This is a genomic window from Enterococcus sp. DIV1224, assembly GCF_050555455.1.
GTDB classification, from domain to species: Bacteria; Bacillota; Bacilli; order Lactobacillales; family Enterococcaceae; genus Enterococcus_B; species Enterococcus_B lactis.
The window spans coordinates 1,885,056-1,910,431 of sequence record NZ_CP187859.1 but is presented as its reverse complement, the minus strand read 5'-3'; the positions used below and the strand labels follow the sequence as shown (position 1 = coordinate 1,910,431).

The window sequence follows — 25,376 nt, the reverse complement described above, 5'->3', positions numbered from 1 at the left end:
TGTAAACTAACAATTTCACCGTCTTGTCTGTTCTTTTTAATCTTGTTGTAAAAGTGAAGCTAGTACTTGCCAATCTTGATGGATAACAGGTACAAGGGAACGATTATAAAAAATAGCTGCTGGATGAAAAAGTGGAAGGATACGATAGTTTTTTTCTGACCATTCGTAGGCATCTTTTTGTTTTGTTAGCTGTAAGACGGGACCTGTATAGAGTTGACCATGGTTTTTGGTAACAGTATATTCTTTACCAAGTAATCGTTGCAGGCCAATATTTCCAAGTGTCGCAATTAATTTTGGCTGGATTTCCATCAGTTCGTAATCCAGTATCGGTGCGTGTGCAAATACTTCGGATCGCGTAGGTGTACGATTTGGATAAACAGTTTCTGTCTGTTGTGTCCGTTTATTGATCCGATGAGTCACGCGATACGGGCGACTCCGTACAGCACTGGTGATATAGACATCTTCTCGTGTTAAACCAGTGGAAGAAAGTGCCTGCATCAATTCTTTTCCAGCTTGTCCGCTAAAAGGGATGTGTGTATCAATCTCTGTTTTCCCTGGGGCTTCTCCTACAAGCATTAATTTAGGATGAAGAGGTCCTTGCCCAGCGACAAACCCTTCTACAGGACGGTCGTTCATCCTTAAAGAAGCCTCTTGTATCAATTCTGTTGGGTATTCCATTTGTGCTCCTCCTTTTTCTTTTATTATAAGAAGAAAAGAAACGCAATGCGACTATTTTATTTGGCAGAAACGAAGAGGAAAGAAAAGCAGGAGAACGATTGTTTAAATCTTTATTTCATTTTTTGACTTTAAATTTAGTTGACGAACAGCGGCTGTTCTGGTAAGCTAGTACTGTTGTAATTGTGGACTCCACAGCTACAACCGCTCAGAACAAGTAATAAGCACAGCAGATGCTGTCACTTCGGATGGCGAGTCTAAGTATATCAGAAGGAGGTGCTTTATAGCATGTACGCAATTATTAAAACTGGTGGTAAACAAGTAAAAGTTGAAGTTGGACAAGCAATCTATGTTGAAAAACTTGACGTTGAAGCAGGAGAAAAAGTTGTTTTTGACGAAGTTATCTTAGTAGGTGGCGAATCTACAAAAGTAGGCGCTCCAACTGTTGCAGGTGCAACTGTTGAAGGTACTGTTGAAAAACACGGCAAACAAAAGAAAGTCGTTACTTTCAAATACAAACCTAAAAAACATTCACACCGCAAACAAGGTCATCGTCAACCATATACAAAAGTGGTTATCGACGCGATCAACGCTTAATCAGCGTTTGAGAAAGAAGGCCTATATATGATCAAAGGAACATTTAAGCGAAATGACGCAGGTCAGATCGTTTCATTCACTTTGACCGGGCATGCTGATGCTGGTCCTTATGGAAGTGATATCGTTTGTGCAGGTGTTTCTGCGTTAGCGATCAGCACTGTCAACGGGATTGCCTCATTAGCCGGTTTTGAACCGATTGTTGAAATGAATGAAGAAGAAGGCGGTTATCTTTATACCGAAGTCACTTCAGGAATGACACAAGAACAAAACAATATTGCTGAGATTCTATTAGAAAATCTTTTATTAGGTTTACAATCAATAGAAGCTGAAAACTCAGAATATATCCAAATTAAAACAATCAATGATAAATAGGAGGTGCAGACCATGTTGTTATCTATGAATCTACAATTATTTGCCCACAAAAAAGGTGGCGGTTCTACATCTAACGGCCGTGACTCAGAATCAAAACGTCTAGGTGCTAAACGCGCTGATGGACAAACAGTTACAGGTGGATCAATTCTTTACCGTCAACGCGGTACAAAAATCTATCCAGGTGTAAACGTGGGTATCGGTGGAGACGACACTTTATTTGCAAAAGTTGATGGCGTAGTACGTTTCGAACGTAAAGGCCGTAACAAAAAACAAGTGTCTGTTTATCCAGTAGCTCAAGAAGCTTAATTGAATCTTGCGATTAAAGAGGTTGTGACAAGACTTTTGTCACAGCCTCTTCTTTGTTTATAAAAATAAAAGTTGTAATGAAGGATGCGAAGGTTACCATGTCTTTTTACGCTTAATATTTTTTTGCCATCTTGTAATCAGAATGTTTTGATAACGATTGTTTTTATTAATGAAAGCGATATTGTTTGCTATCAGCAGCATCATTGTAGGATAAATAGTGTTCTTTTTCTTGTTTCCAATATAAAAATGGAATTGATATTTTGTGTTCTTTTATCTTCATTACGCTTGTCCCTTCGCTTGTTGTCAACAAAACAAAATCAGGTAAATAGTTGACGAAACGGAAATAAATACATAGTATTATGTTTTGAAGCCTAAGAACAACAGTCTATAGAAAAGGAGCGATACCATTGGCAAAACGCATGGACCGAATTTATATGTATGTCAAAGAAAAAACCGCTCATTTAACAAAGGCAGAATATGACCAAGGAGTAACGACACAAGAAATTGCTGAAGTGTTAGGAATCCAACGAACGAATAGCAGTAAGGATCTGAATCAGCTAGTGCGCGAAGGAAAACTGATAAAGACAGATGGACGACCAGTACGTTACATATATCAAACACTCGCTACGCACGTAAAGCCAGCTGCAAAACATGTGGTCAGTTACAAAGAAACGCCGGTCTCTGAAGAAAAAAATACGCTCCAGATAGATACTAAGGATATCTTTGCAAAAATCATTGGAGCTAATGGTAGCATGAAAAACTCAGTGGAACAGGCAAAAGCTGCGATCTTGTATCCGCCAAGAGGATTAAATTGCTTGATTACAGGACCTACCGGATCAGGAAAGACTTATTTTGCGCACGCGATGTATCATTTTGCCAAAGCACATCATGTAATAGATGAGGAAACGGAACTGATTGTTTTCAATTGTGCTGATTACGCGAATAACCCTGAGCTTTTGATGAGCCATTTATTTGGGTATGCAAAAGGAGCCTTTACAGGTGCAGATGAAGAAAAAATGGGAATTATCGATCAAGCGGATGGTGGTATGCTATTTCTGGATGAAATTCACCGATTGCCTCCAGAAGGCCAAGAAATGATCTTTTACTTTATGGATCACGGGACTTACAGTCGACTTGGAGAAACAACGAAATCTCATGAAGCAAATGTACGAATCGTAGGTGCGACCACAGAAGATCCAGGCTCTTCGCTATTGGAAACTTTTGTTCGGCGTATCCCAATTAATATCAAACTTCCGGCTTTTGAAAAACGTCCTGCAAATGAGAAAGTCGATTTAGTAAAAATTATGATTGCCCACGAAGCGAACCGCACGCAACGAAAGATCTCTTTGACAGAAGATGTAGCAAAAGCACTGATTGGCAGTGTGACTTATGGGAATATAGGTCAATTGAAGTCGAATATCCAGTTAGTGTGCGCACGAGGATTTCTAAATCATATGCAATCTCCCGAAATATCGATTACGATTGATGATTTGACAGAAGGGATTCGTAGCGGATTGATTCAATTAGCAAGCAACCGCAGTGCAATGGCAGAGCTTTCTAAAATATTGGAGCCAAAGATAACTGTAGCACCAAACGATACGATCATGAAAATCCAATCAGACTCCTATGAATTACCTTATAATCTATATGATATCATCGGAGATAAAGCAGCTTTGCTGAAGTCGGATGGGTTGGACCAAGAAGCAATCAATCACTTTATTTCTACAGATATCAACATCCATCTGAAGTCTTTTTATAAAGACCATGGGTTTTCTTTTAATGCAGATAGCAAATTAGCAGAATTTGTAGATCCAAAAATCATAGAAGTGACCAATCAGATTTATGTAATGGTCAAAAGATCTTTACCATATGACTTTCAGCAAAACTTTATTTATGCTATGAGCTTGCATATCAGTTCGTTTTTGAAAAAGATCAATTTAGGAGAAGAACGGCATACGAATGATAATATCCGTGAGATGGCATTTGATTTTCCAGATGAATATGCTGTTGCGAAAGAAGTGCGTAGTTATATAGAAACGTATTTTCAAGTGGATATTCCAGAAAGTGAAGACTACTACTTGACTGTTCTACTCGTCTCGTTACGGGCGAACCAAGCAAGCGGCAGAATCGGTGTAGTCGTTGCGGCTCACGGAAACAGTACAGCAAGCAGTATGGTTCAGGTTGTCCAACAGTTGTTAGATGCAGAGAATGTACGAGCAGTAGACATGCCGTTGGATATGGATCCGAAAACAGCTTTAGACCGAATTGAACGCAATGTACAAGAAGTAGATGAAGGAAGCGGGGTCATACTATTAGTGGATATGGGGTCCCTCGCCTCATTTAATTCGCAAATTCAGCGAGACACCGGGATACCTGTACGTACCGTTGACATGGTAACAACTTCTCTAGTTTTGGAAACTGTGCGAAAGGTCTCTGTATTAGGGACAGATTTAGATATGTTGCATGAATCATTGAAGAATTTTCGAGGTTACGCAGAAATATCTTCTGTAGAACCTGTCCAGGAAACAAAACCTATCCATAAGAAAAAAGCTGTTTTGGCCATTTGTGCATCTGGCGAAGGTACAGCGCAAAGAATCAAAGAATTGATCGAACGAGCGGTAAATAAGCGTCAAGAAACAGAATTAGAAGTTCTAGCTTTGTCGATTGTGGAAGTGAAAGAAGAATTGTCAGTTATCCAAAAAGAATATCAGATCATAGCAACTACTGGAATTACTGATTTGAATATCCAAGCACCATTTATTCCTTTAGAGCGCTTCATTGATCAAAATATCGAAGTCATTTTGGATCAGTTGCTTATGGAATCAGAAATGGAAGAAACTGAATTCGTCTCGCTAGATGAAGAGACAGCTAAAAAAACATGTGTTGAGTTTATCTCTGAGAACTTCATCTTTATCAATGGTAGTAAACTAATCGATCCAATGTGGCAATTTTCTACACAAGTCTCTCAGACGATGGGAATTGGCAATGAAGAATATGGTTTTAAGATCAACTTAGTGATGCACACAGCAGGAATGATCGAACGGATTATTCGAAATGAAACGTTGACGGTGGAAGAAAACGAATTGACGAATACAATGAGTGATCCTCTTTATAATCAATTAACAGCCTCGGTTGTCCTGCTAGAAGATAAGATAAAAGTAAAAGTGCCAATAGAAGAAGTGTATTATCTGCTACGTCTAGTGCATAATCAGCTAGATAAAAAAGAATACACTATGCCTTAAATACACAAAAACGATACACTTTCATAGTGTATCGTTTTTGTGTATTGGTTAAGAATCCTTTAAATTCAATTAGTGTATCACAAAAAAAGTTGGCACGCTTTTTGCTTATAGTAGTGTGTGCTAGGAGGTGGTTGTTCACACAGAAATGATAGGGGTTTCTGTGAAGTAGTGAGGAAGAAGGAGTTTTGCAGATGGATATTCGATTGGCACGTATAGATGATCGTTTAATCCACGGGCAAGTCGCAACAGTTTGGTCGAAGCAAACAGGTGTTGAACGTATCATTGTGATCAGCGATGTAGTTGCTCAAGATAAATTGAGAAAGTTTCTATTAAAAGAAGCTGCACCGCCGGGAATCACAGCAAATGTAATAACCGTGCAGAAAATGATTCAAATCTATCATAGTGGACTATTATCACGAGCAAAAGTGATGCTTTTATTCACCAATCCCCAAGATGTTGAAGCGGTTGTCCGCTGCGGTGTACAGTTGAAGTCGTTGAATATCGGCGGTATGAGTTTTACTGAAGGCAAATCAATGATTACCAATTTTGTTTCAGTAAATCAACAAGATATTGATTCCTTTCGTTACTTGAACAGTCAAGAAGTGGAGTTAGAGATTCGAAAAGTACCTGCTGACAGGAAAATCCTTTTGATGGAACTACTAGCGAAAATCAAAAAGGTGTAACAAAAATGGTTGTTGGAAAAGGTCAAATAATTCTGTTGTAATGGTTAGCAATTATTAATATTTTTGAATTTGTTACAACAAAAGTAAATAGGAGGTATAAATATGGTAGGGATTATCCTAGCAAGTCATGGACAATTTGCTGAAGGAATCTTACAATCCGGTTCAATGATCTTTGGCGAACAAGAAAACGTCAAAGCCGTGATTTTGAAACCAAGTGAAGGTCCAGATGACTTGAGAGCCAAATTGGAAGAAGCGGTTGCTTCTTTTGATAATCAAGACGAAGTGTTATTCTTAGTTGATTTATGGGGCGGAACACCGTTCAATCAATCAAACACATTATTCGAAGAGCACAAAGATAAATGGGCAATCGTCAGCGGTTTGAATTTGCCAATGTTGATTGAAGCCTATGCATCACGCTTTTCAATGGAATCTGCTCATGAAATTGCAGCGCATATCATTGAAACAGCAAAAGATGGTGTAAAAGTGAAACCGGAAGAATTAGAACCGGCAGAAGCACCGAAAGCAGCAGTACAACAAACATCAGCTGCAGGAGCTCCTGGTAAATTCAGTTATGTTTTAGCTCGTATTGATTCACGTCTGCTTCATGGACAAGTAGCGACTGCGTGGACAAAAACAACGAATCCAACACGTATTATCGTTGTTTCTGATGCGGTAGCAAAAGACGATCTTCGTAAGAAGTTGATCCAACAAGCTGCTCCTCCAGGTGTAAAAGCACATGTTGTTCCAATTGAAAAAATGATCGAACTTGCGAAAGATGATCAACATTTTGGCGGACAACGCGCGTTACTGTTGTTTGAAAATCCTCAAGATGTTTTAAGAGCAGTTGAGGGGGGCGTACCGTTGGAGACAGTGAATGTCGGGTCAATGGCACATTCACCTGGTAAAGTACAACCAAATAAAGTGTTGGCGTTTAGTCAAGCTGATATTGATACTTTCAATAAATTAAAAGAAGCTGGAATCAATTTCGATGTACGGAAAGTACCAAATGATTCAAAAGGAAACATGGACGAAATTTTGAAGAAAGCACAAGATGAATTAAACAAACACGCATAGTAAAACTATCAGAAAAAATGGAGGATTAACATCATGGAATTAAACTTTATTCAAGTGATATTAGTCATTATCGTTGCATTTTTAGCTGGTATGGAAGGAATTCTTGATGAATTTCATTTCCATCAACCAGTAATCGCATGTACGTTAATTGGCTTAGTTACTGGGAACCTAATCCCTTGTCTTATCTTAGGTGGTACATTACAAATGATCGCTCTTGGTTGGGCAAACATCGGCGCTGCTGTGGCTCCTGATGCTGCTTTAGCATCTGTTGCATCTGCAATTATTTTAGTATTAGGTGGACAAGGAAGAGCTGGAGTTTCTTCAGCTATCGCTATTGCTGTCCCTCTTGCTGTTGCTGGTTTATTATTAACAATCATCTGTCGTACGATTGCAACTGCATTCGTTCATTTAATGGATGCTGCTGCAAAAGAAGGTAACTTTAGAAAAGTTGAATTATGGCACATTATTGCTATCTGCATGCAAGGTATTCGTATTGCTATTCCTGCTGGATTGATCTTAGCTATCGGCGAAGGTCCAGTGAAAGGTTTGCTAGAATCTATGCCAGTCTGGTTAACAGACGGTCTTGCTATCGGTGGGGGTATGGTTGTTGCTGTAGGTTATGCAATGGTTATTAACATGATGGCAACTAAAGAAGTATGGCCATTCTTTGCAATTGGTTTTGTTTTAGCAACTGTTTCCGAAATTACACTTATCGGACTAGGGGCAATCGGTGTAGCTTTAGCTCTTATCTACTTGGCACTTTCTAAACAAGGTGGCGGTTCTGGTAATAATGGTGGAAGCTCAAATACTGGTGACCCACTAGGCGATATAATCGATAACTATTAAAGGAGGCGTACACGAAAATGGCAGAAGAAAGAATTCAATTATCTAAAAAAGATCGTGTTTCTGTTTGGTGGCGTTCGACTTTCCTTCAAGGATCTTGGAACTACGAACGTATGCAAAATGGTGGCTGGGCATTCTCTATGATTCCAGCAATCAAAAAATTATATAAAACAAAAGAAGATCGTGCGGCTGCATTGGAACGTCACTTAGAGTTCTTCAATACACATCCATATGTAGCATCTCCAATTATTGGGGTTACTCTAGCACTTGAAGAAGAACGTGCAAATGGTGCACCTGTTGATGACGTAACAATTCAAGGGGTTAAGGTTGGTATGATGGGACCTTTAGCTGGTATCGGTGACCCAGTATTCTGGTTTACAGTAAAACCTATCCTTGGAGCGTTGGCTGCTTCTCTAGCGATGAGTGGGAACATCCTAGGACCTATCATTTACTTCCTAGGTTGGAACATCATCCGTATGGCATTTATGTGGTATACACAAGAATTTGGTTATAAAGCTGGTTCTAAAATTACAGAAGATTTATCTGGTGGATTATTACAAGACATCACGAAAGGTGCTTCGATTCTAGGGATGTTTATTCTTGGATCGCTAGTTAACCGATGGGTATCAATTAACTTTGCTCCTGTTGTTTCAACAGTCAAACTTGATAAAGGTGCCTATATCGACTGGAATAACCTGCCTTCTGGTGCAGAAGGAATTAAAACTGCATTGGAACAACAAGCTGCTGGTTTGTCACTGTCATCTGAAAAAGTAACTACTTTACAAGATAACTTGAATAGCTTGATTCCTGGTCTAGCTGCTCTATGTTTAACATTGTTCTGTATGTGGTTACTTAAGAAAAAAGTATCACCTATTGTCATTATCCTTGGATTATTTGTGGTTGGTATTGTCTTCCACTTGATTGGGTTAATGTAATCTTGAAAATATATGTAAGTTAAGTAATGGTTGAAACTACTTGTTTCTGAAAAAACGGTTACTTTGGAAAACTGTGCCAATTCCTATTGGCACAGTTTTTTTATCAGTACATTAGAAGATTCTTTGCTTAAATAGGTAAAAACATCTATAATTGATTCACTAGTTAATTTAAAGAATGGAGTAGAATAAATGGTACAATCAATCAATACGAAAGTCGATTTAACGATTAATGCTACTTCCTATCTGGGAATTGCTGAGTATGGAAAAATCATGATTGGCGATAAAGGTTTTGAATTTTACAATGAAAGAGATGCCCGAAAATTTGTTCAGATTCCATGGGAAGAAGTCGACTATGTGATTGCTTCCGTTATGTTCAAAGGAAAATGGATTCCTCGTTTTGCTATCCAAACAAAAAGAAATGGGACTTATTCTTTTTCTTCTAAAAAGCCCAAAATGGTGTTAAAAGCGATACGTGAATATGTAGAACCTAGTCATATGGTTAAATCATTAAGCTTAGTCGATGTTATCAAACGAGGGATCAAAGGGATTTTCAAACCCAAGTAAAAAATAAAAGTTGACCAAACCAATTATTTGTCCCCTTTAAATCCCTTATGCTAAAATTGATTAGCAAAGAAGGAGGTTATATTATGAGTTGGTTATGGACATTGATTGTTGGAGCTGTGATCGGAGCGATTGCAGGTGCAATCACCAGCAAAGGAAATTCGATGGGCTGTATCACGAATATCATTGCTGGATTAGTTGGTTCAAGTATTGGACAAGCGATTTTCGGCGAATGGGGACCAAAAGCTGCAGGTATGGCACTTATTCCATCTATTTTAGGTGCAGTGATTTTGGTAGCAGTTGTCTCGTTTTTCTTTGGAAAACGGTCATAAGTTTTTTACAAAATAGTAAACTAAAAGGAGTTGCAGCGAGACTGTGACTCCTTTTTGGCTTTCTTTCTTTAAAAGAAAAAGAAGTTTTCCGGAAATTTTTATTTAACTGTCGTGTACGAAGAAAAGTTTGCTATAATAGAAAAAAGCGTGCAAAGAAAGAGGGAGTTTCATTATGATGCTACGTGTAGAAAAATTGCGCAAAAAAATGCAAGAAGAAAATTTGGATTCATTTTTGGTTACCAGTCCGTACAATCTTCGTTACTTAACGAACTTTACAGGTACGACAGGATTAGCTGTTATTACTTTGGAAAATGCATTTTTTATTACTGATTTTCGTTATACCGAGCAGGCGGCAGCGCAGGCTCAAGGATTTGAAATTATTAAAAATGTCGGACCTATTTTTGATGAGGTAGCAAACTTAGTACGCAAAGAAGAACTGCACTCATTAGCTTTTGAGGAAACAACAGTCTCATTTTTAGAATATTCGGTTTTAGAAGAAATCATCGATGCGGAATTAGTACCTGTTTCACAGATGATTGAAGAACTTAGAGAAGTGAAAGATGAAGAAGAAATCGCCATTATCGAAAAAGCATGTAATATTGCGGATATGGCTTATGATCACATCCTGAAAATGATCCAACCGGGCATGACTGAGATTGAAGTCGCAAATCAACTAGACTTTTATATGCGTTCTCTTGGCGCTTCAGGTGTTTCTTTTGATACGATCGTTGCTAGCGGATTGCGTTCGGCTATGCCGCATGGTGTAGCAAGCAAGAAACTCATCGAACAAGGTGACTTGATCACGTTGGATTTTGGCTGCTATTACGAAGGATATGTTTCTGATATGACACGTACATTCGCTATTGGTGATCCTGGAGAAAAATTAAAAGAAATATATCAAGTAGTTCTAGATGCGCAATTAGCGGTTATTGATGCTGCGAAACCAGGAATGACTGGTGTACAATTAGACGCAGTTGCTAGAGATTATATTTCAAAACATGGTTACGGTGAAGCATTTGGACATTCTACAGGACATGGGATCGGTCTGGAGATCCACGAAGGACCGAATGTTTCTTCTCGTGCGGAAAAACAATTTGTACCAGGAAATGTAATTACTGACGAGCCAGGGATCTACTTACCAGGAATCGGTGGGGTACGTATTGAGGACGATTTGCTGATCACAGAAGATGGCAATCGTGTATTGACTCGTTCACCAAAAGAATTGATCATCTTATAGTCTCGTCCATAAAAGAAGTAAGCGTAAAAATCAGTGTTCACAGACTTTGTTATAGAAAATCGCTTGATTTAATGATACACTATAGAAGAACTTTTAAGCTGTAAGAGATAATAAAGTTGGATATTTTCTCCAATTCATAGCAATTTGCAGCTGATCGGCGGCAGTTTTTTTACCAAATGATCATTATAGCCGCATCATAGAGAATTCGGATGTATCTCGTGCTTAGGCAAAGGGAGGAATAAATAAATGGCAGATGAAAAAAATTTGATTTTAAACGCAAACCAAGATTTGGGAGAGATTGTGATTGCTCCTGAAGTCATCGAAGTAATCATCGGGATTGCTGCTTCTAAAGTAGAAGGCGTATACGGAATGCGCGGAACTTTTGCCAGCAATGTCACTGAATTATTAGGACGAGCAGCTCACGGAAAAGGTGTTTACTTGGCAAATGAGGAAGATGGCTTGAAAGTAGATCTTTACTGCTACCTGGAATATGGTGTTTCAGTTCCTAAAGTTGCAATGGAAATGCAAGAACGGGTTAGCCAGCAAGTCCTTTTCATGACAGATATCGATCTAGCTGAAGTCAATATCCATGTAGTAGCTGTTGTTCCTGAAAAATTAGAACAACCAACAATCGAAGAACTTTTTGAAGACGAAGAGGAAGAGAATGAATAAAGAATTATCAAGACACGTGATTCGGGAGATGGCATTGCAGGCTTTATTTCCGTTAGACTTCAATGCAGACCTAACAAAAGAAGATGCGATTTTCAACGCAATCGAATTAGACCACCGCGACATGATCAATGAAGATGAATCAGAGTTTGTTCCTGTTTATCTTGATACGCTAGTTGGCGGTGTCTGTGCAAAAAAAGATGAATTGGATAAAGTGATCGAAAAACATTTGAAAAACAATTGGCATATCAATCGGATCTCAAAAATGGATTTGGTGATCTTGCGTATCGCGATTTTTGAAATGACTTATGTGACAGATGTACCAGCGGCTGTTGCTTTAAATGAAGCAATTGAGTTGGCAAAAACATTTAGTGATGACCGTTCGCGTAAATTCGTCAACGGTGTTTTATCCAATGTATTAAAAGAATTAGAAGCTGGGGCGTAAGTCCTAGCTTTTTTCTGTGAATCATCATAAACCTGTTATAAATCGGGAAAATTCTATGGTAGAATGAAAACACAAAAAATATCTGGGAGTGGTTAGATGGCAGAATTGATTAACGGAAAAGAATTAGCTGAAAAAATGCAGGCAGAGATTGCTGAAAAAATCCAAAAATTGAAAGATAATGGTATCCATCCCGGATTAGTTGTTTTATTGGTAGGGGAAAATCCAGCCAGTCAAATCTATGTAAGAAATAAAGAACGCGTAGCAAAAGAAATCGGAATCCATTCATCAGTAGAGCGTTATCCTGAGACGATTTCTGAAAACGAACTACTTGCAGAAATCGAAAAATACAATCAAGATCCTAGATTTCATGGTATATTGGTCCAATTACCATTGCCAAAGCATATAGATGAAGAAAAGATCCTGTTAGCTATCCGTCCTGAAAAAGACGTAGACGGTTTTCATCCAATGAATTTAGGCAGACTCCTTGCGGGTAAACCGGACAAGATTCCTTGTACGCCATACGGCATCATGAAAATGTTTGAAGCTTATTCTATCGATCCGGCGGGTAAACGAGCAGTAGTTATCGGACGAAGCAATATCGTCGGCAAACCGATGGCTCAGCTGCTCTTGATGGCAGATGCAACTGTTACTGTTGCTCATTCTAAAACCGAAAATCTGGCTGAACTGGCACAAGAAGCAGATATCTTAGTCGTAGCAATAGGACGTGGACATTTTGTCACAAAAGAATTCGTAAAACCAGGTGCTGTAGTGATCGATGTAGGGATGAACCGTGATGCTAACGGTAAGCTGATCGGTGATGTGAAATTTGATGAAGTGGAGCCTATTGCAGGCTGGATCACTCCTGTGCCAAAGGGTGTAGGGCCAATGACTATCACAATGCTGATGTATCAAACCGTAAAATCTGCCGAAGCTTTTGGAGCAGGTGAATAAATGGCACAAGAATATTTAACTGTCACTACATTAACGAGGTATTTGAAACGTAAATTTGATGCCGATCCTTATTTAGAACGGGTATATTTAACCGGTGAAATATCGAATTTCCGTTTACGCGCCAATGCCCATCAATATTTCAGCTTAAAAGATGATCATGCAAAAATATCTGCTATTATGTTCAAAGGTGCATTCCAAAAATTACGATTCCATCCAAAAGAAGGAATGAAAGTCCTTGTTGTTGGGCGTATTTCACTCTATGAAGCGGGAGGTTCGTATCAAATCTATGTAGAGCACATGGAGCCTGATGGAATAGGTGCTTTATATCAAGAATTGGAAGAACGAAAAGAAAAGCTGATGAAGGAAGGCCTTTTTCAAGGTCCTAAAAAAATGTTGCCGCGTTTCCCAAAGCGAATCGCGATTCTTACCAGTCCAAGCGGAGCGGTTATACGCGATATCATCACGACGGTGAAAAGAAGGTATCCAATTGTCCAATTGGTTTTGTTCCCAACCGTTGTACAAGGGAATCAAGCAGCGGACAATGTTGTCAAAAATATCCGACGAGTAGAAGAGATGGGCGATTTTGATACAATGATCATTGGTCGTGGGGGCGGATCGATTGAGGATTTGTGGCCGTTTAATGAAGAACGGGTTGCCCGAGCGATTTATCAAGCCAATACGCCGGTGATCTCATCTGTGGGACATGAAACAGATACCACGATCGCTGATTTAGTAGCAGATGTTCGGGCTGCTACTCCAACAGCAGCTGCAGAATTAGCTGTTCCTGTTTTGTCAGAAGAGTTGATGCGCATTCAAGAACGGCAAGCTAGATTGCAGCAGGCGTTTGTACGCCAGATCCAGCGCAAACAAGAACGGTTCGAGCGTGCTCGACGTTCCTATGTCTTTCGGCAGCCTGAAAGATTGTATGAAGGTCAGACCATCAAATTAGATCAATTGAAACAGCGATTATATCAAGCTACACAGCAGATTTATCATGCAAAAGAAAAGCAAACGATCGCGTTAAGCCACCAATTGGAACAAGTGGCTCCGCTTTATCGAGTCAAAGCAGCCCGCCAAGAAACTGCTTATCTAGAAAAACGTTTAGAAGAGAAAATCCAACAATATATGAAACAACAGCAGCAGCGTTTTGCTCAAGCTGTTCAATCTCTTGATTTGTTGAGTCCATTGAAAATCATGGGAAGAGGCTACAGCTATACGACGTTAAATGATCAAGTAGTAAAAAGTGTCTCCGAGATTCATCAAGGGGATTTGCTGACAATCCATTATCAAGATGGAATCGTTAAAGGACAAGTACAAGAGATAGATAAAGGAGAATAAGAATATGGAAAATCCAACTTTTGAAGAGTCACTGCAAGAATTAGAAAAAATCGTCATGCAGCTAGAACAAGGAGACGTTCCATTAGAATCAGCTCTAGATTCGTTTAAACGAGGAATGGAATTAAGCAAACATTGCCAAGATACCTTAGCTAAAGCAGAAGAAACTTTGACGAAAATGATGACAGAATCAAATGAAGAAGTTGATTTTGACGGAAACGAGGAAAGCTGAGATGAGATTAACTGACTTTTCAGCTATTCATCTACCTGCTGTAGAAAAAGAAATCTTGTCTTTTTTAGATGAACATACGACGGATAGAGCGCTCTGTGATGCGATGACTTATTCAGTGAAAGCAGGTGGAAAAAGAATCCGTCCCTTATTACTTTTAGCGGCCGTTGCTTCCTTTGATGAGCCTATCGATGTTCCCGTCTATCAAGTAGCAGCTGCTTTAGAAATGGTGCATACGTATTCCTTGATCCACGATGATTTGCCTGCGATGGACAATGATGATCTTCGAAGGGGAAAACCTACCAATCACAAAGTATTCGGCGAAGCGTTAGCTATATTGGCTGGAGATGGTTTACTGACAGGCGCATTCCAGCTGATCAGTATGGCACACTTGGGTCATTCTCCTAAGCTTCTGTTGCTTCAGCAATTAGCTGTTTGTGCGGGGGCACAAGGTATGGTGGCTGGACAAGCTGCAGATATCGAAGGAGAATCAAAAAAGCTTTCATTAGAGGAATTAGCATTTATTCATGAAAGAAAGACAGGACGTTTGATTCGTTATGCCTTGCTAGCTGGAGGTATATTAGCGAAGCAACCTGAAGAAATCTTATTGCTACTTCAACGATTAGCCGAACATTTAGGTTTGGCTTTCCAGATAAGAGATGATCTACTTGATGTGATTGGTACAACGAAAACGTTAGGGAAAACAGCTGGCAAAGATGAACGTATGGAAAAAAACACTTACCCGCGTTTATTAGGACTAGAAAAGACACATGAGGCGTTGGAGATTGAGTTGTTATCCGCTAATAAGATCATAGACAAATTAGAAGAGGACGTTTTTTCTTTTGATGGCAGGCTGATGCGCCAGATGATCAAGCAATTTGATGTGGAGAAATGAGGGAAAGAATGGAAAAAGAACGCGTAGATGTATTAGCGGTCAAACAAGGATTATTTGAAACAAGAGAACAAGCCAAACGTTCAGTTATGGCTGGTTTGATTTACAACGAAAAAAACGAGCGGTTTGATAAACCGGGAGAAAAAATTCCAGTAAGTAGTGAATTAAGAGTCAAAGGTAAAAAACTTCCTTATGTTTCTCGGGGTGGATTAAAATTAGAAAAAGCGCTCAAAGCATTTGATCTATCTGTTGAAGGAAAAACATTGTTAGATATCGGTGCTTCCACTGGCGGATTTACTGATGCAGCTTTGCAAAATGGCGCTAAAATGAGCTATGCTTTAGATGTCGGTTACAATCAGCTAGCTTGGAAAATCAGACAAGATCCTAGAGTCGTCGTAATGGAAAGAGTGAATTTTCGTTATGCAAAACCCGAAGACTTTACCTTAGGGATTCCAGAAGTTGCTGTCATCGATGTTTCTTTTATTTCACTAAAACTGATGCTGCCTCCATTACATGCTATTTTAAAAGAAGAGGGAGAAGTGATTGCCTTAATCAAACCCCAATTCGAAGCAGGCAGAGAAGCTGTAGGGAAAAACGGAATTGTTCGTGACGCACAGACCCATCAAAAAATTTTAGAAGACATTTTGTCATTTGCGGCACAAGGTGGATATGATGTGCTGGAAGTAAGTTATTCTCCAATCACGGGGGGAGAAGGAAATATCGAGTTCTTGGCTCACTTGAGGAAGGTACCTGAAAGCGGCACGATCAATCCAGCTATTAATATGGCAGAAGTGGTTTCAAACGCACACGAACAGTTTGACCATAAATAAATTGTAACTGTGAAAATCAAGTGAGAAGTATGCGGATTCTTCTTTATTATACCAAGGAAATAAGCTATCATTGGTTAAGAAGAATAAGCTAAGGAGCGAAGACGTAATGAGAAAAAAAGATCGGCATCGTTTGATTACTCGATTGTTGAGTGAGCAAGATATCCGAAAGCAGGAAGAATTTGTTGAAATCCTGAAAAGCAAAGGAATATCTGTTACTCAAGCTACGATTTCCAGAGATATAAAGGAACTAAAACTGATTAAGGTACCGGCCTCAGATGGCGGCTACCGTTATAGTATACCAGCTGAAACAAATGAAGATGTAAATACTAAATTGGAAAAACTGTTAAAAGACGCTTTCGTAGCAGTTGACCAAATGGAAAAATTTGTTACTTTGAAAACTTTGCCGGGGAATGCTTCGGCAGCAGCGAATTTGATCGATAAGCGCTACAAGAAAGAATTATTTTCGATTATCAATGATGACGATAATGTTTTGATGATTACACGAACTGAAGACCAGGCAGTTTTACTAAAGAAAGACTTCCTGCATTACCTTTAAGTTGAGGAGCGAATGTGATGCTACAAGAAATCAGTATTACTAACTTTGCGATTATTCCGGAATTGCGGCTTTCTTTTCACGAAGGAATGACCGCGCTGACCGGAGAGACTGGTGCGGGTAAATCCATCATTATCGATGCTTTAGGTTTGTTAGCAGGAGGAAGAGGTTCAAGCGATTATATACGTCAAGGCGCAGAAAAATGCATTCTTGAAGGATTGTTTGAACTTCCGAAACAAGAAGGATTCTCTGAATTGATGGTTGAATTAGGTATCGAAACGGATGAAGACAATCTGATCGTTCGACGAGATATGTCGTTGACTGGAAAAAATGTTTGCCGAGTGAATGGTCACATCATCACGCTAGCTAATCTAAGGAAAATCGGCAGTTATTTAGTGGATATCCAAGGGCAAAACGAACATCAGGAACTGCTCCAGCCTGAATCACATCTTGCTTTATTGGATCGTTTTGGAGATGCAGCTTTCCAACAGAAGAAAAAGAGTTATCAGCAAGAATATACCTCTTATCGTGAGCTGGAAAAAAGGGTACGAAAAGTGCAGCAAAATGAAAAATCCTATGTTCAGAGAATAGATATGCTCCATTTCCAGCAAGAAGAAATAGCTGCTGCTGATTTGCAAGTCGGAGAAGAAGAGAAATTAAAAGAAGAAAGAGAAAAACTTAGCAATTATCAAAAAATTGCTGATGGATTAGCTGCAGGCTACGGAGCACTGACGAATAATGAACAAAACAGTGTAGATGGCGTTGGCTTGGCCGTTGCAGAATTGCAAGGGATCGCACATCTAGATATGGAGTATGAAGCAATTTATGAAAATATCCAAAGTGCTTACTATTTGTTACAAGATGCAATCGGAGACATGAGTCGTCAAATCGATTTGTTGGAGTTAGATGAGAACCGTTTAGAAGAAGTGACTCAACGTCTAGAATTAATCCGACAGTTGAAACGCAAATATGGCGAATCCATTGAGTCGATATTGGCTTACTATGACGAAATCACCGAAGAGCTAGCTTCTTCTGATTTTTCAGAAGGTCAATTGGACAAAATGAAAGAGGAACTAGAGCAAAAAGAGCTTCTACTTCAGCAACAAGCCGCAGATCTTCATGAAGCGCGTAAAAAAATCGCAAAAGAATTGGAAAAATCCATTCTGCATGAATTAAAAAGTCTGTATATGGAAAACACTGAGTTTGAAGTACGTTTCTTAAAAGAAGAAAACAGACAATTGAATCATGATGGGTTTGACCAAATCGAATTCTACATTACGACCAATCCAGGAGAGCCGCTGAAGCCTTTAGTGAAAGTCGCTTCTGGTGGCGAATTATCTCGGATGTTACTGGCTTTGAAAACGATTTTTTCTTCTGAGCAAGGTGTGACAAGTATTATCTTTGATGAAGTGGATACAGGTGTAAGTGGAAGAGTTGCACAAGCCATCGCGGATAAAATTTCTCAAATATCGAAATACTCTCAAGTTTTGTGCATCACTCATCTACCGCAAGTCGCCGCAGTCGCCGACTATCAATATTATATCGTGAAAGCAGTGATTGATGGTCGTACGCAAACTTCTGTTTCAGAATTGAAAACAAAAGAAAGAGAAGAAGAAATTGCACGCATGCTAGCTGGAAGTGAGATTACAAAACTGACACTCGAACATGCAAAAGAACTATTGCAACTCGCAAGAAGGACCTGATCCACCTCGTAGTGGTTCAGGTCCTTTTTAGCAGCTGATAGCTATATTTTATTTTTTACATGACACTCATGACAGCAGTCAATACAACAGACCCAATCGTTAAAATCAGCATCGTCCAAATGACAAATTTTGTTACTTTAGCAAAAGTACTTGTTTGTTTTTTTTCACGCATTGTTTTCAACCTCGTAATTAATTAGTTAATCCAAGTGTACAATCTTTTTGTCTTTTCTACAAGAGGTCTTTTTTATAAAAACTTCCCTTTTTTTAAATAATAGGTAGTTACGATACAAATAAATAATGTTAATAGGACTAGCCAGATAAACGCATCATCTCTTTCAGCAATGGGTAGCTTGATGTTCATCCCGTAGATACTTCCGATGATTGTTGGTATAGTTAATATAATCGTTAAAGAAGTTAAAATTTTCATAATATTATTCAAATTATTCGATACAATTGCTGAAAAAGTCTGATTCATTTGTTCTACTAGTTTTAATTGAATGCGAGAAGTAGTCATTGCTTGCTCTGTTTCTACCAATACATCACGCAGATGGTTTTTCAACGCATGATTTTCTTGGAAAAGTTTATTTTGCGCTAATTCTTTCAATGCATCTAAATTAGCAGAAGTCGCTTCTCTGAAATAAACAAGGCTTTTTTGGATATCCATGATTTGATAAAGTTGTTTGTTTTCAGTTGATACTTGAAGTTTGGCTTCCAAAGTATCGCATTGAGATTGAAGCGTAGCTAAATAACTGTTATAAGACAGTGTAACCTGCCAGATGAATTGAAAGAAGATATTGAGATTGGGTGAAACATCGCTTTTTGGAAAGGTTTGACTAAAGACTTTCTTTAAAAATAGTGGTTCATGATTCGTAATTGTGATAAGCTTCTTTTTGGGCGTCAAAATGATAGAGAGCGGGTATGTATCCACTTGAAAATAACCGCTAGGACTTGTTTTAGCAAACGGATATTGTAACAATAATAACGCTGGTTTTGTCAACTTTGATTGATTGAATTCTTCTGTACGGGAATTTTCTGCATCGTCCAATATGGAAGTGATGTAATCTGACGGAATTTCAAATTGATGTGTCAGCTGATGAATCTCTTCTTGATTGGGACGTTCTACACAATACCAGATCGTTTGGTCAGTTTCCTTTCCGGTATTACGCAGTTTCTCATTATCTAATGTAAAATATTTGATCATGATTTTCCTCCTGTTGCCTGTTTCTTTTATTATAACGGATAGGGGATTGGAATACATGGAATGTGTTTGTAAGATATAGAATATAACTGCATAAATTTAAATAAAATGAAGCAGTTGTGTAAAGTATATACAGTATACTTGAAGCAACGATAAAAAAGGAGTTTACGTTCATGGGCACATTCACACCACTTATCTTGTTTTGGTATATTTACCCGGTAATCGTTTTGTTTGGTTGCCAATTTCTTGTAAAATTATTTTCGTTAAATCGTCGTTTTAAAATAAAAGCCCCTGATTTGGCGATTCCTTTTTTGTGGGGCGGTATGCATGCGTTGTCTAGAAACACAGCGACAATTTCTATCCTGCCGTTTTTCTTTATTTCTGTTTTACTAATGGGCATCTGTATTGCTGTTTTTCAAGCATATTATTATGAAGAAATCATTTATCCGCGTTATTTCAAGATGACTTGGCGTTTGGTATTTCTGCTGACGATCGTCTTGTACGCGGTCTTGATCATTGTGAATATACTTTCTTACCTATGAAAAAAGCAGAAAAGCTGTAAAAAGTCTTTTAAAAGGCTTTTTGCAGCTTGATTCTTAAAAAAATGTTTATGAATAAAAAAAGTTGTTCCCGGATTTCCTAGAAAAGGTGGTAGAAAGTGGGGGATTGTGGTAGACTAATTTTAGTTAGTGGAGGAATGGGGGGCTTTCAATGTTGATGGGTGAATTCCAACATAATATTGATGCAAAAGGACGTTTAATCGTTCCCTCAAAACTTCGTGAAGAACTTGGCGAAAAGTTTGTTCTGACACGCGGATTGGATGGTTGTCTTTTCGGCTATCCGATGAGCGAATGGGAAAATCTGGAAGCTAAGCTGAACGAAATGCCGTTGGCTAAAAAAGACGCACGTACATTTGTGCGATTCTTCTATTCGGCTGCCACTGAATGCGAACTTGATAAACAAGGACGGATCAATATACCAAGCACGTTAAGAAATTATGCAGCTTTGACAAAAGGGTGCGTAATCATCGGCGTATCTAACCGAATTGAAATTTGGGATGAGACACGATGGGAAGATTTTTCTGCAGAAGCAGAAGAGAATTTTGACGAAATTGCTGAAAATATGATTGATTTCGGACTATAAGAATAGGAAGAGGCTGACTAATGACTGAAACATTTCAACACTATACAGTCATGTTGAAAGAAACGGTAGATGGATTGAACATCAAACCGGATGGCGTTTATGTAGACTGTACACTCGGCGGTGCCGGACATAGTGAATATTTATTGAGCCAACTAAGTTCTAAAGGGCACCTGTATGCGTTTGACCAAGATCAAAAAGCAATCGATTACGCCAAGCTGCGTTTAGCTTCTTATGTCGAACAAGGGATGGTCACATTTATCAAAGCGAATTTCAGAGAATTAGAAGAACGCTTGAGTGAGTATGTAGATAAGGTAGATGGTATTTTGTATGACTTAGGGGTTTCCTCTCCTCAACTAGATGAAGCAGAACGTGGATTTAGTTATCATCAAGATGCACCCTTGGATATGCGTATGGATCAGTCAGCTCCTTTAACCGCTTATCACGTAATTAATGAATATTCCTACCATGAATTAGTAAAGATTTTCTTCCGCTATGGCGAGGAGAAATTTTCCAAACAAATTGCTCGTGAAATCGAACGAGTACGAAAAACAAAACCAATCCAAACAACTGGTGAGCTTGTCGAAATCATTAAACAAGTCATCCCAGCTCCCGCAAGAAGAAAAGGCGGGCATCCTGCAAAAAGAATTTTTCAAGCTGTGCGGATTGCAGTAAATGACGAACTTGGTGCCGAAGAGGCCTCTTTAGAACAGGCAATCCGGTTATTGAAAGTCAATGGAAGAATCAGTGTGATCACATTCCACTCATTAGAAGACAGAATTGTCAAAAGTATGTTTAAAGAATATAGTACGGTTCAAGATTTACCACCGGGACTTCCTGTCATACCTGACGAATTTCAACCGGAACTGAAAGTCATTACTCGTAAACCAATCCTTCCTTCAGAGGAAGAGTTAGCAGAAAACAATCGATCACGCAGTGCAAAGTTACGTATTGCAGAAAAAATAAGAATGAAAGAGGAGTAGAATGATGGCAGAATTAAAGAAAATGCAAGAGTACGAATATGATTTACCTGAATTGGTGGATCAGCCAGAACAACAAATGCCAGATTCTTCTTCGAATCAAGAAATCATTCTTCCACAATCACCAGCAAAACGATTGAAGCAGATTTCTGCTTTGGAAAAAATTGCTGTGGCAAGCGTGGCGATTGCTATTGTTGCTTTGTGTGTTTTAACAGTCATGTTGCGTACAAATATCAGCGGAGCTGAAAAAGAAATCACATCAATACAAACAGAAATCAAGGATAAAAAGCAAGAAAAAACGAGTTTAGAACAAGAAAAAAATGAACTTTCTCGTACTGAACGGATTAAACAAATCGCAGAAGAAAAAGGATTGTCTATTAATGACGACAATTTAAGGAAAGTGAAGTAAATGAGTCTTAAAAATAAAATTCGGCGGTTTATGGAAAAGAAAAATCTAAATCCGATGAACAATCGCAAAAAAGTAGGTATCATTTTATTTGCTACGAGTATTGGATTGTTCTTTTTATTTGCCGTCCGTTTCTCGTATATCGTTATTGGAGGTCATGTTGCTGGTACCTCATTAGCTGAAAAAACAAAACAGTTGTACCAAGGAAGTGAAGTAGTAAAAGCAAAAAGAGGAACGATTTATGATCGTAACGGTGTGGCGCTCGCAGAAGATGCCTCCTCTTATTCAATTAAAGCGATACTCTCAAAAACATATACTTCTGGGGATAAAAAGCTGTATGTCGAAGAAAAGAATTTTGATAAAATAGCAGAAATCCTGCATAAGAATCTTTCTATAGACAAAAAAGATGCACTGAATATTTTAGAAGACGGCGCAAAAAAAGAGCTGTATCAAGTTGAATTTGGTAGCTATGGGAAAAATATCTCCCAAGAAACCAAGCAAAACATCGAAGCAGATATGAAAAAAGAAGGTGTCGCTGGTCTTTACTTTGTCGACCATCAGGCTCGGATGTATCCAAATGGCGTCTTTTCTTCTCATTTTATCGGATATGCAGTTCCAGACAAAGATGAGAATGGCTTAGTTGGTAAACTAGGTTTGGAGTCTGCTTACAATGATATTTTGAGCGGTAAAGATGGTAAGATTATTTATCAAAAAGATAATTTTCAAAATCCTCTGCCAGGTACAGTAGCAGAAGAAGAAAAAGCTGTTGATGGACAAGATATCTACACGACTTTGGACAGTAGACTACAAAGTTATTTGGAAACACTGATGGATCAAGTAAATGAAGAATATCAACCGGAAGAATTGACAGCAGTCTTGATGAAAGCAAAAACTGGAGAGATTTTGGCGATGGGGCAGCGTCCTACTTTCAATCCCGAAACAATGGAAGGTTTGACTGGAGAAGATGCTATCTGGCGTAATTTCTTGGTACAAGATAGTTATGAGCCAGGATCAACCATGAAGGTTTTCACTACTGCAGCCGCTATCGAAGAAGGAGAATTCAACGAGAATGAAACCTTCCAATCTGGAAAAATCCAAGTAGAAGATGCGACGATCAATGACCATGACTTTGGTGAAAAAGGTGTGCTGACCATGCGTCAAGCTCTTTCATGGTCAAGTAACGTCGGGATGGTCATACTGGAACAGCGATTAGGCGGACGATGGTACAATTATTTACAAAAACTAGGATTTGGACAAAGTACCCATTCTGGATTAGATGACGAAGTAAATGGTGCTTTGCCTACATCAAATATTGTCGACCGAGCAATGAGTGCTTATGGACAAGCGGTAGGTGTGACGAATTTCCAAATGATGAAAGCTTTCACTTCTATTGCGAATAACGGTACAATGATTCAACCTCGATATATCAGCAAAGTAGTGGATCCTCAAACTGGAGAAGAGCGAACAACTCAAACAGAAGTTCTAGGACAACCTTTTTCAAAAGAAACAACAGAAAAAGTCCGTGAATATATGAGAGATGTTGTCGAAAGCGAAAACTACGGTAGTGCTTATGGCGTATATAGTGTACCTGGATACAATGTATCGGCAAAAACCGGAACAGCCCAAATCGCTTCTGATACAGGGGGATACCAAACAGGAGATACAGCCTACCTGTATTCGATTGTGGAGATGGTTCCTTCTGAAGATCCAGACTATGTCTTGTATCTAACAATGAAACACCCTAAGACATATGATCGAATGGCTTTGGCTAAAATCGCAAATCCATTGATGAAACGGGCAATGGATTTTAAAGAAACTGAAGAAGATACGGATACAGAAACCAAAACAGAAAAAGTATCCGTAGCCGATTATCGTAATCTAGAAGCAGATGTTGCAGCAGCGGATGCTCAAAAAAGCGGACTGCAACCTGTCGTTATCGGTAACGGGAAAAAAGTACACAAACAATCTACTGCCAACGGTGATCAGTTGATCTCTGGAGAAAAACTGATTCTATATACTGGCGGCGACAAGCTGATGCCTGATGTAACTGGATGGTCAAAAGCAGATATCATGAAGCTAGGGAAAATCCTTGGTATCGAAGTTAGTTTTGATGGGGATGGTTATTGTGTCAAACAAGAACTTGCTCCATATGAAAAAATCACAAAAGAAAAACTTAATTTTACTTTAGAAGAATAAGAAGAGAAATAGGAGAGAAAAGAGCATGGAATGGACACAAGCATTGATTCCCATTGTCAGCAGTTGTGCAATGACGATTGCCGCAATGCCGCTATTTATTGGTTACTTTCAAATGAAAAAGCAAGGTCAGGCGATTCGCGAGGAGGGACCAAAGTGGCACAATATCAAAGCCGGAACTCCTACAATGGGCGGCTTAGTGTTTCTGATCGGCTCTATTTTGACAGGGATTTGGGTTGGAACTTGGCAAAAACAGCTGACTCCTACTCTTTTCATCTTGCTTTTTGTATTAGCATTATATGGAGTAATTGGTTTTCTTGATGATTTTATAAAGATCTTCAAGAAAAGAAACATGGGGCTGAACTCGAAACAGAAACTGATTGGACAGGTTCTAGGGGGAATCATCTTTTATCTTGTTTACCGTTCTGAAGGCTATCCAGGTGTATTGAATTTCTTTGGGCTGGATCTGCCTTTAGGAATCATTTATGGGGTTTTCGCTATCTTCTGGCTTGTTGGATTTTCAAATGCGGTCAATCTGACGGATGGTATCGATGGATTAGTTGCTGGCTTAGGCAGCATCTCTTTTGCAGCTTACGGTCTGATTGCTTGGCATCAGCATCAGTATGATGTATTAATCATTTGTCTCAGTGTCTTAGGTGGTTTACTTGGATTCTTCGTCTATAACCGGAAACCTGCCAAGATTTTTATGGGAGATGTTGGTTCATTAGCTTTGGGCGGACTTTTAGCGGCTATTTCTATGATGCTGAACCAAGAGTGGACATTGCTTTTGATTGGCTTGATTTATGTTATGGAAACTGCAAGTGTGATGCTTCAAGTTACATCCTTTAAACTTACGGGAAAACGAATTTTTAAAATGTCTCCAATCCACCATCATTTTGAAATGTGCGGATGGTCGGAGTGGAAGATTGATACAGTTTTTTGGTTGATCAGCATTGTGACTTCATTGATCACATTATGGATCGTTTGGTAGGAGA

At 38.9% G+C, this 25,376-nt stretch carries 29 protein-coding genes and 1 other annotated feature; of the genes, 26 read left to right on the top strand and 3 right to left on the bottom strand.

Features of this window, described 5'->3' with window-relative positions; genetic code table 11:
* Positions 1–36 precede the first annotated feature (36 nt).
* A complete protein-coding gene (locus tag IGK53_RS09340) occupies positions 37–678 on the bottom strand; it encodes a uracil-DNA glycosylase (protein ID WP_002329014.1) in 642 nt (213 codons plus the stop codon).
* 189 nt (positions 679–867) lie between these two features.
* Positions 868–944, top strand: a sequence feature (ribosomal protein L21 leader region).
* A gap of 19 nt (positions 945–963) precedes the next feature.
* Here IGK53_RS09340 and rplU point away from each other — a divergent pair.
* From rplU to recN, 20 genes are all read left to right on the top strand, one after another.
* Entirely contained in the window at positions 964–1,272 is a 309-nt protein-coding gene (gene rplU, locus IGK53_RS09335; protein WP_002289450.1) for a 50S ribosomal protein L21, read from the top strand.
* Positions 1,273–1,299: 27 nt separating this feature from the next.
* Entirely contained in the window at positions 1,300–1,644 is a 345-nt protein-coding gene (locus tag IGK53_RS09330; RefSeq protein WP_002289451.1) for a ribosomal-processing cysteine protease Prp, read from the top strand.
* A 12-nt stretch (positions 1,645–1,656) separates the two neighbouring features.
* Entirely contained in the window at positions 1,657–1,950 is a 294-nt protein-coding gene (rpmA, locus tag IGK53_RS09325) for a 50S ribosomal protein L27 (RefSeq protein ID WP_002289452.1), read from the top strand.
* Positions 1,951–2,384: 434 nt separating this feature from the next.
* Positions 2,385–5,192 carry a sigma 54-interacting transcriptional regulator gene (locus IGK53_RS09320; RefSeq protein ID WP_172436414.1) on the top strand — a complete coding sequence of 936 codons (2,808 nt, stop codon included), beginning with the start codon at positions 2,385–2,387 and terminating at the stop codon, positions 5,190–5,192.
* 191 nt (positions 5,193–5,383) lie between these two features.
* Positions 5,384–5,875 carry a mannose/fructose/sorbose PTS transporter subunit IIB gene (locus IGK53_RS09315; protein ID WP_002289455.1) on the top strand — a complete coding sequence of 164 codons (492 nt, stop codon included), beginning with the start codon at positions 5,384–5,386 and terminating at the stop codon, positions 5,873–5,875.
* A gap of 102 nt (positions 5,876–5,977) precedes the next feature.
* The gene (locus tag IGK53_RS09310; RefSeq protein ID WP_002329016.1) at positions 5,978–6,949 is read left to right on the top strand and encodes a mannose/fructose/sorbose PTS transporter subunit IIA; all 972 of its coding nucleotides are present in this window, start codon (positions 5,978–5,980) and stop codon (positions 6,947–6,949) included.
* A gap of 33 nt (positions 6,950–6,982) precedes the next feature.
* Positions 6,983–7,795 carry a PTS mannose/fructose/sorbose transporter subunit IIC gene (locus tag IGK53_RS09305; protein ID WP_002291898.1) on the top strand — a complete coding sequence of 271 codons (813 nt, stop codon included), beginning with the start codon at positions 6,983–6,985 and terminating at the stop codon, positions 7,793–7,795.
* Between the two features lie 17 nt (positions 7,796–7,812).
* Complete coding sequence (locus IGK53_RS09300) at positions 7,813–8,727, top strand: PTS system mannose/fructose/sorbose family transporter subunit IID (protein WP_002329017.1); 915 nt, start codon at positions 7,813–7,815, stop codon at positions 8,725–8,727.
* A gap of 189 nt (positions 8,728–8,916) precedes the next feature.
* Positions 8,917–9,291, top strand: a complete 375-nt coding sequence (locus IGK53_RS09295) for a DUF956 family protein (protein WP_002291894.1) — start codon at positions 8,917–8,919, stop codon at positions 9,289–9,291.
* Positions 9,292–9,374: 83 nt separating this feature from the next.
* Positions 9,375–9,620 carry a GlsB/YeaQ/YmgE family stress response membrane protein gene (locus IGK53_RS09290; RefSeq protein WP_002291892.1) on the top strand — a complete coding sequence of 82 codons (246 nt, stop codon included), beginning with the start codon at positions 9,375–9,377 and terminating at the stop codon, positions 9,618–9,620.
* Positions 9,621–9,792: 172 nt separating this feature from the next.
* Positions 9,793–10,857, top strand: a complete 1,065-nt coding sequence (locus IGK53_RS09285) for a M24 family metallopeptidase (RefSeq protein ID WP_002291890.1) — start codon at positions 9,793–9,795, stop codon at positions 10,855–10,857.
* Between the two features lie 246 nt (positions 10,858–11,103).
* Positions 11,104–11,529: an Asp23/Gls24 family envelope stress response protein gene (locus IGK53_RS09280; RefSeq protein WP_002291889.1), complete on the top strand. Its 426-nt coding sequence runs from the start codon at positions 11,104–11,106 to the stop codon at positions 11,527–11,529.
* Positions 11,522–11,971 (top strand): transcription antitermination factor NusB, encoded by a 450-nt coding sequence (gene nusB / locus IGK53_RS09275; RefSeq protein WP_002329019.1) that lies wholly within the window; start codon positions 11,522–11,524, stop codon positions 11,969–11,971. Before IGK53_RS09280 ends, nusB begins: the two co-directional genes overlap by 8 nt.
* 96 nt (positions 11,972–12,067) lie before the next feature.
* Positions 12,068–12,922 (top strand): bifunctional methylenetetrahydrofolate dehydrogenase/methenyltetrahydrofolate cyclohydrolase, encoded by an 855-nt coding sequence (locus IGK53_RS09270; RefSeq protein ID WP_002329020.1) that lies wholly within the window; start codon positions 12,068–12,070, stop codon positions 12,920–12,922.
* Positions 12,923–14,260 (top strand): exodeoxyribonuclease VII large subunit, encoded by a 1,338-nt coding sequence (xseA, locus tag IGK53_RS09265; RefSeq protein ID WP_002291885.1) that lies wholly within the window; start codon positions 12,923–12,925, stop codon positions 14,258–14,260.
* Positions 14,261–14,264: 4 nt separating this feature from the next.
* Entirely contained in the window at positions 14,265–14,489 is a 225-nt protein-coding gene (locus IGK53_RS09260; RefSeq protein WP_002286657.1) for an exodeoxyribonuclease VII small subunit, read from the top strand.
* Position 14,490: 1 nt separating this feature from the next.
* A complete protein-coding gene (locus IGK53_RS09255; protein ID WP_002329021.1) occupies positions 14,491–15,381 on the top strand; it encodes a polyprenyl synthetase family protein in 891 nt (296 codons plus the stop codon).
* 8 nt (positions 15,382–15,389) lie between these two features.
* Positions 15,390–16,208: a TlyA family RNA methyltransferase gene (locus tag IGK53_RS09250; protein WP_002291881.1), complete on the top strand. Its 819-nt coding sequence runs from the start codon at positions 15,390–15,392 to the stop codon at positions 16,206–16,208.
* Positions 16,209–16,314: 106 nt separating this feature from the next.
* On the top strand, positions 16,315–16,764 hold the full coding sequence (locus IGK53_RS09245; protein ID WP_002291879.1) for an arginine repressor: 450 nt from the start codon (positions 16,315–16,317) through the stop codon (positions 16,762–16,764).
* 17 nt (positions 16,765–16,781) lie between these two features.
* Positions 16,782–18,464, top strand: coding sequence for a DNA repair protein RecN (gene recN, locus IGK53_RS09240; protein ID WP_002329022.1), 1,683 nt, complete (start codon positions 16,782–16,784; stop codon positions 18,462–18,464).
* 55 nt (positions 18,465–18,519) lie between these two features.
* On the opposite strand, the gene IGK53_RS09235 is transcribed toward recN, so the two are convergent.
* Both IGK53_RS09235 and IGK53_RS09230 read right to left on the bottom strand, forming a co-directional pair.
* Positions 18,520–18,636 carry a DUF4044 domain-containing protein gene (locus tag IGK53_RS09235; protein ID WP_002291876.1) on the bottom strand — a complete coding sequence of 39 codons (117 nt, stop codon included), beginning with the start codon at positions 18,634–18,636 and terminating at the stop codon, positions 18,520–18,522.
* A gap of 72 nt (positions 18,637–18,708) precedes the next feature.
* Positions 18,709–19,665 (bottom strand): magnesium transporter CorA family protein, encoded by a 957-nt coding sequence (locus IGK53_RS09230; RefSeq protein WP_002291874.1) that lies wholly within the window; start codon positions 19,663–19,665, stop codon positions 18,709–18,711.
* A 170-nt stretch (positions 19,666–19,835) separates the two neighbouring features.
* Between IGK53_RS09230 and IGK53_RS09225 the strand changes: the two genes are divergently transcribed.
* From IGK53_RS09225 to mraY, 6 genes are all read left to right on the top strand, one after another.
* Positions 19,836–20,204: a DUF3397 domain-containing protein gene (locus IGK53_RS09225; protein WP_002291871.1), complete on the top strand. Its 369-nt coding sequence runs from the start codon at positions 19,836–19,838 to the stop codon at positions 20,202–20,204.
* Positions 20,205–20,373: 169 nt separating this feature from the next.
* Complete coding sequence (gene mraZ, locus IGK53_RS09220) at positions 20,374–20,805, top strand: division/cell wall cluster transcriptional repressor MraZ (protein WP_002291870.1); 432 nt, start codon at positions 20,374–20,376, stop codon at positions 20,803–20,805.
* 20 nt (positions 20,806–20,825) lie between these two features.
* Entirely contained in the window at positions 20,826–21,785 is a 960-nt protein-coding gene (rsmH, locus tag IGK53_RS09215; RefSeq protein ID WP_002329023.1) for a 16S rRNA (cytosine(1402)-N(4))-methyltransferase RsmH, read from the top strand.
* Between the two features lie 4 nt (positions 21,786–21,789).
* Positions 21,790–22,191: a cell division protein FtsL gene (ftsL, locus tag IGK53_RS09210; RefSeq protein ID WP_002291866.1), complete on the top strand. Its 402-nt coding sequence runs from the start codon at positions 21,790–21,792 to the stop codon at positions 22,189–22,191.
* Positions 22,192–24,384, top strand: a complete 2,193-nt coding sequence (locus IGK53_RS09205) for a penicillin-binding transpeptidase domain-containing protein (RefSeq protein ID WP_002329024.1) — start codon at positions 22,192–22,194, stop codon at positions 24,382–24,384.
* A gap of 25 nt (positions 24,385–24,409) precedes the next feature.
* Positions 24,410–25,372 (top strand): phospho-N-acetylmuramoyl-pentapeptide-transferase, encoded by a 963-nt coding sequence (gene mraY / locus IGK53_RS09200; RefSeq protein ID WP_200776865.1) that lies wholly within the window; start codon positions 24,410–24,412, stop codon positions 25,370–25,372.
* Positions 25,373–25,376: the final 4 nt, after the last annotated feature.

Bases quoted from the DNA above. Each gene is read 5' to 3' on its own strand.
- IGK53_RS09245 (WP_002291879.1), top strand. From the start codon at position 16,315: ATGAGAAAAAAAGATCGGCATCGTTTGATTACTCGATTGTTGAGTGAG.
- xseA (WP_002291885.1), top strand. From the start codon at position 12,923: ATGGCACAAGAATATTTAACTGTCACTACATTAACGAGGTATTTGAAA.
- IGK53_RS09225 (WP_002291871.1), top strand. From the start codon at position 19,836: ATGGGCACATTCACACCACTTATCTTGTTTTGGTATATTTACCCGGTA.
- rplU (WP_002289450.1), top strand. From the start codon at position 964: ATGTACGCAATTATTAAAACTGGTGGTAAACAAGTAAAAGTTGAAGTT.
- recN (WP_002329022.1), top strand. From the start codon at position 16,782: ATGCTACAAGAAATCAGTATTACTAACTTTGCGATTATTCCGGAATTG.
- mraZ (WP_002291870.1), top strand. From the start codon at position 20,374: ATGTTGATGGGTGAATTCCAACATAATATTGATGCAAAAGGACGTTTA.
- IGK53_RS09250 (WP_002291881.1), top strand. From the start codon at position 15,390: ATGGAAAAAGAACGCGTAGATGTATTAGCGGTCAAACAAGGATTATTT.
- IGK53_RS09290 (WP_002291892.1), top strand. From the start codon at position 9,375: ATGAGTTGGTTATGGACATTGATTGTTGGAGCTGTGATCGGAGCGATT.
- mraY (WP_200776865.1), top strand. From the start codon at position 24,410: ATGGAATGGACACAAGCATTGATTCCCATTGTCAGCAGTTGTGCAATG.
- IGK53_RS09260 (WP_002286657.1), top strand. From the start codon at position 14,265: ATGGAAAATCCAACTTTTGAAGAGTCACTGCAAGAATTAGAAAAAATC.
- IGK53_RS09315 (WP_002289455.1), top strand. From the start codon at position 5,384: ATGGATATTCGATTGGCACGTATAGATGATCGTTTAATCCACGGGCAA.
- IGK53_RS09340 (WP_002329014.1), bottom strand. From the start codon at position 678: ATGGAATACCCAACAGAATTGATACAAGAGGCTTCTTTAAGGATGAAC.
- IGK53_RS09330 (WP_002289451.1), top strand. From the start codon at position 1,300: ATGATCAAAGGAACATTTAAGCGAAATGACGCAGGTCAGATCGTTTCA.
- IGK53_RS09205 (WP_002329024.1), top strand. From the start codon at position 22,192: ATGAGTCTTAAAAATAAAATTCGGCGGTTTATGGAAAAGAAAAATCTA.
- IGK53_RS09285 (WP_002291890.1), top strand. From the start codon at position 9,793: ATGATGCTACGTGTAGAAAAATTGCGCAAAAAAATGCAAGAAGAAAAT.
- rpmA (WP_002289452.1), top strand. From the start codon at position 1,657: ATGTTGTTATCTATGAATCTACAATTATTTGCCCACAAAAAAGGTGGC.
- IGK53_RS09305 (WP_002291898.1), top strand. From the start codon at position 6,983: ATGGAATTAAACTTTATTCAAGTGATATTAGTCATTATCGTTGCATTT.
- IGK53_RS09280 (WP_002291889.1), top strand. From the start codon at position 11,104: ATGGCAGATGAAAAAAATTTGATTTTAAACGCAAACCAAGATTTGGGA.
- IGK53_RS09310 (WP_002329016.1), top strand. From the start codon at position 5,978: ATGGTAGGGATTATCCTAGCAAGTCATGGACAATTTGCTGAAGGAATC.
- IGK53_RS09300 (WP_002329017.1), top strand. From the start codon at position 7,813: ATGGCAGAAGAAAGAATTCAATTATCTAAAAAAGATCGTGTTTCTGTT.
- IGK53_RS09235 (WP_002291876.1), bottom strand. From the start codon at position 18,636: ATGCGTGAAAAAAAACAAACAAGTACTTTTGCTAAAGTAACAAAATTT.
- rsmH (WP_002329023.1), top strand. From the start codon at position 20,826: ATGACTGAAACATTTCAACACTATACAGTCATGTTGAAAGAAACGGTA.
- IGK53_RS09230 (WP_002291874.1), bottom strand. From the start codon at position 19,665: ATGATCAAATATTTTACATTAGATAATGAGAAACTGCGTAATACCGGA.
- ftsL (WP_002291866.1), top strand. From the start codon at position 21,790: ATGGCAGAATTAAAGAAAATGCAAGAGTACGAATATGATTTACCTGAA.
- nusB (WP_002329019.1), top strand. From the start codon at position 11,522: ATGAATAAAGAATTATCAAGACACGTGATTCGGGAGATGGCATTGCAG.
- IGK53_RS09295 (WP_002291894.1), top strand. From the start codon at position 8,917: ATGGTACAATCAATCAATACGAAAGTCGATTTAACGATTAATGCTACT.
- IGK53_RS09255 (WP_002329021.1), top strand. From the start codon at position 14,491: ATGAGATTAACTGACTTTTCAGCTATTCATCTACCTGCTGTAGAAAAA.
- IGK53_RS09320 (WP_172436414.1), top strand. From the start codon at position 2,385: ATGTATGTCAAAGAAAAAACCGCTCATTTAACAAAGGCAGAATATGAC.
- IGK53_RS09270 (WP_002329020.1), top strand. From the start codon at position 12,068: ATGGCAGAATTGATTAACGGAAAAGAATTAGCTGAAAAAATGCAGGCA.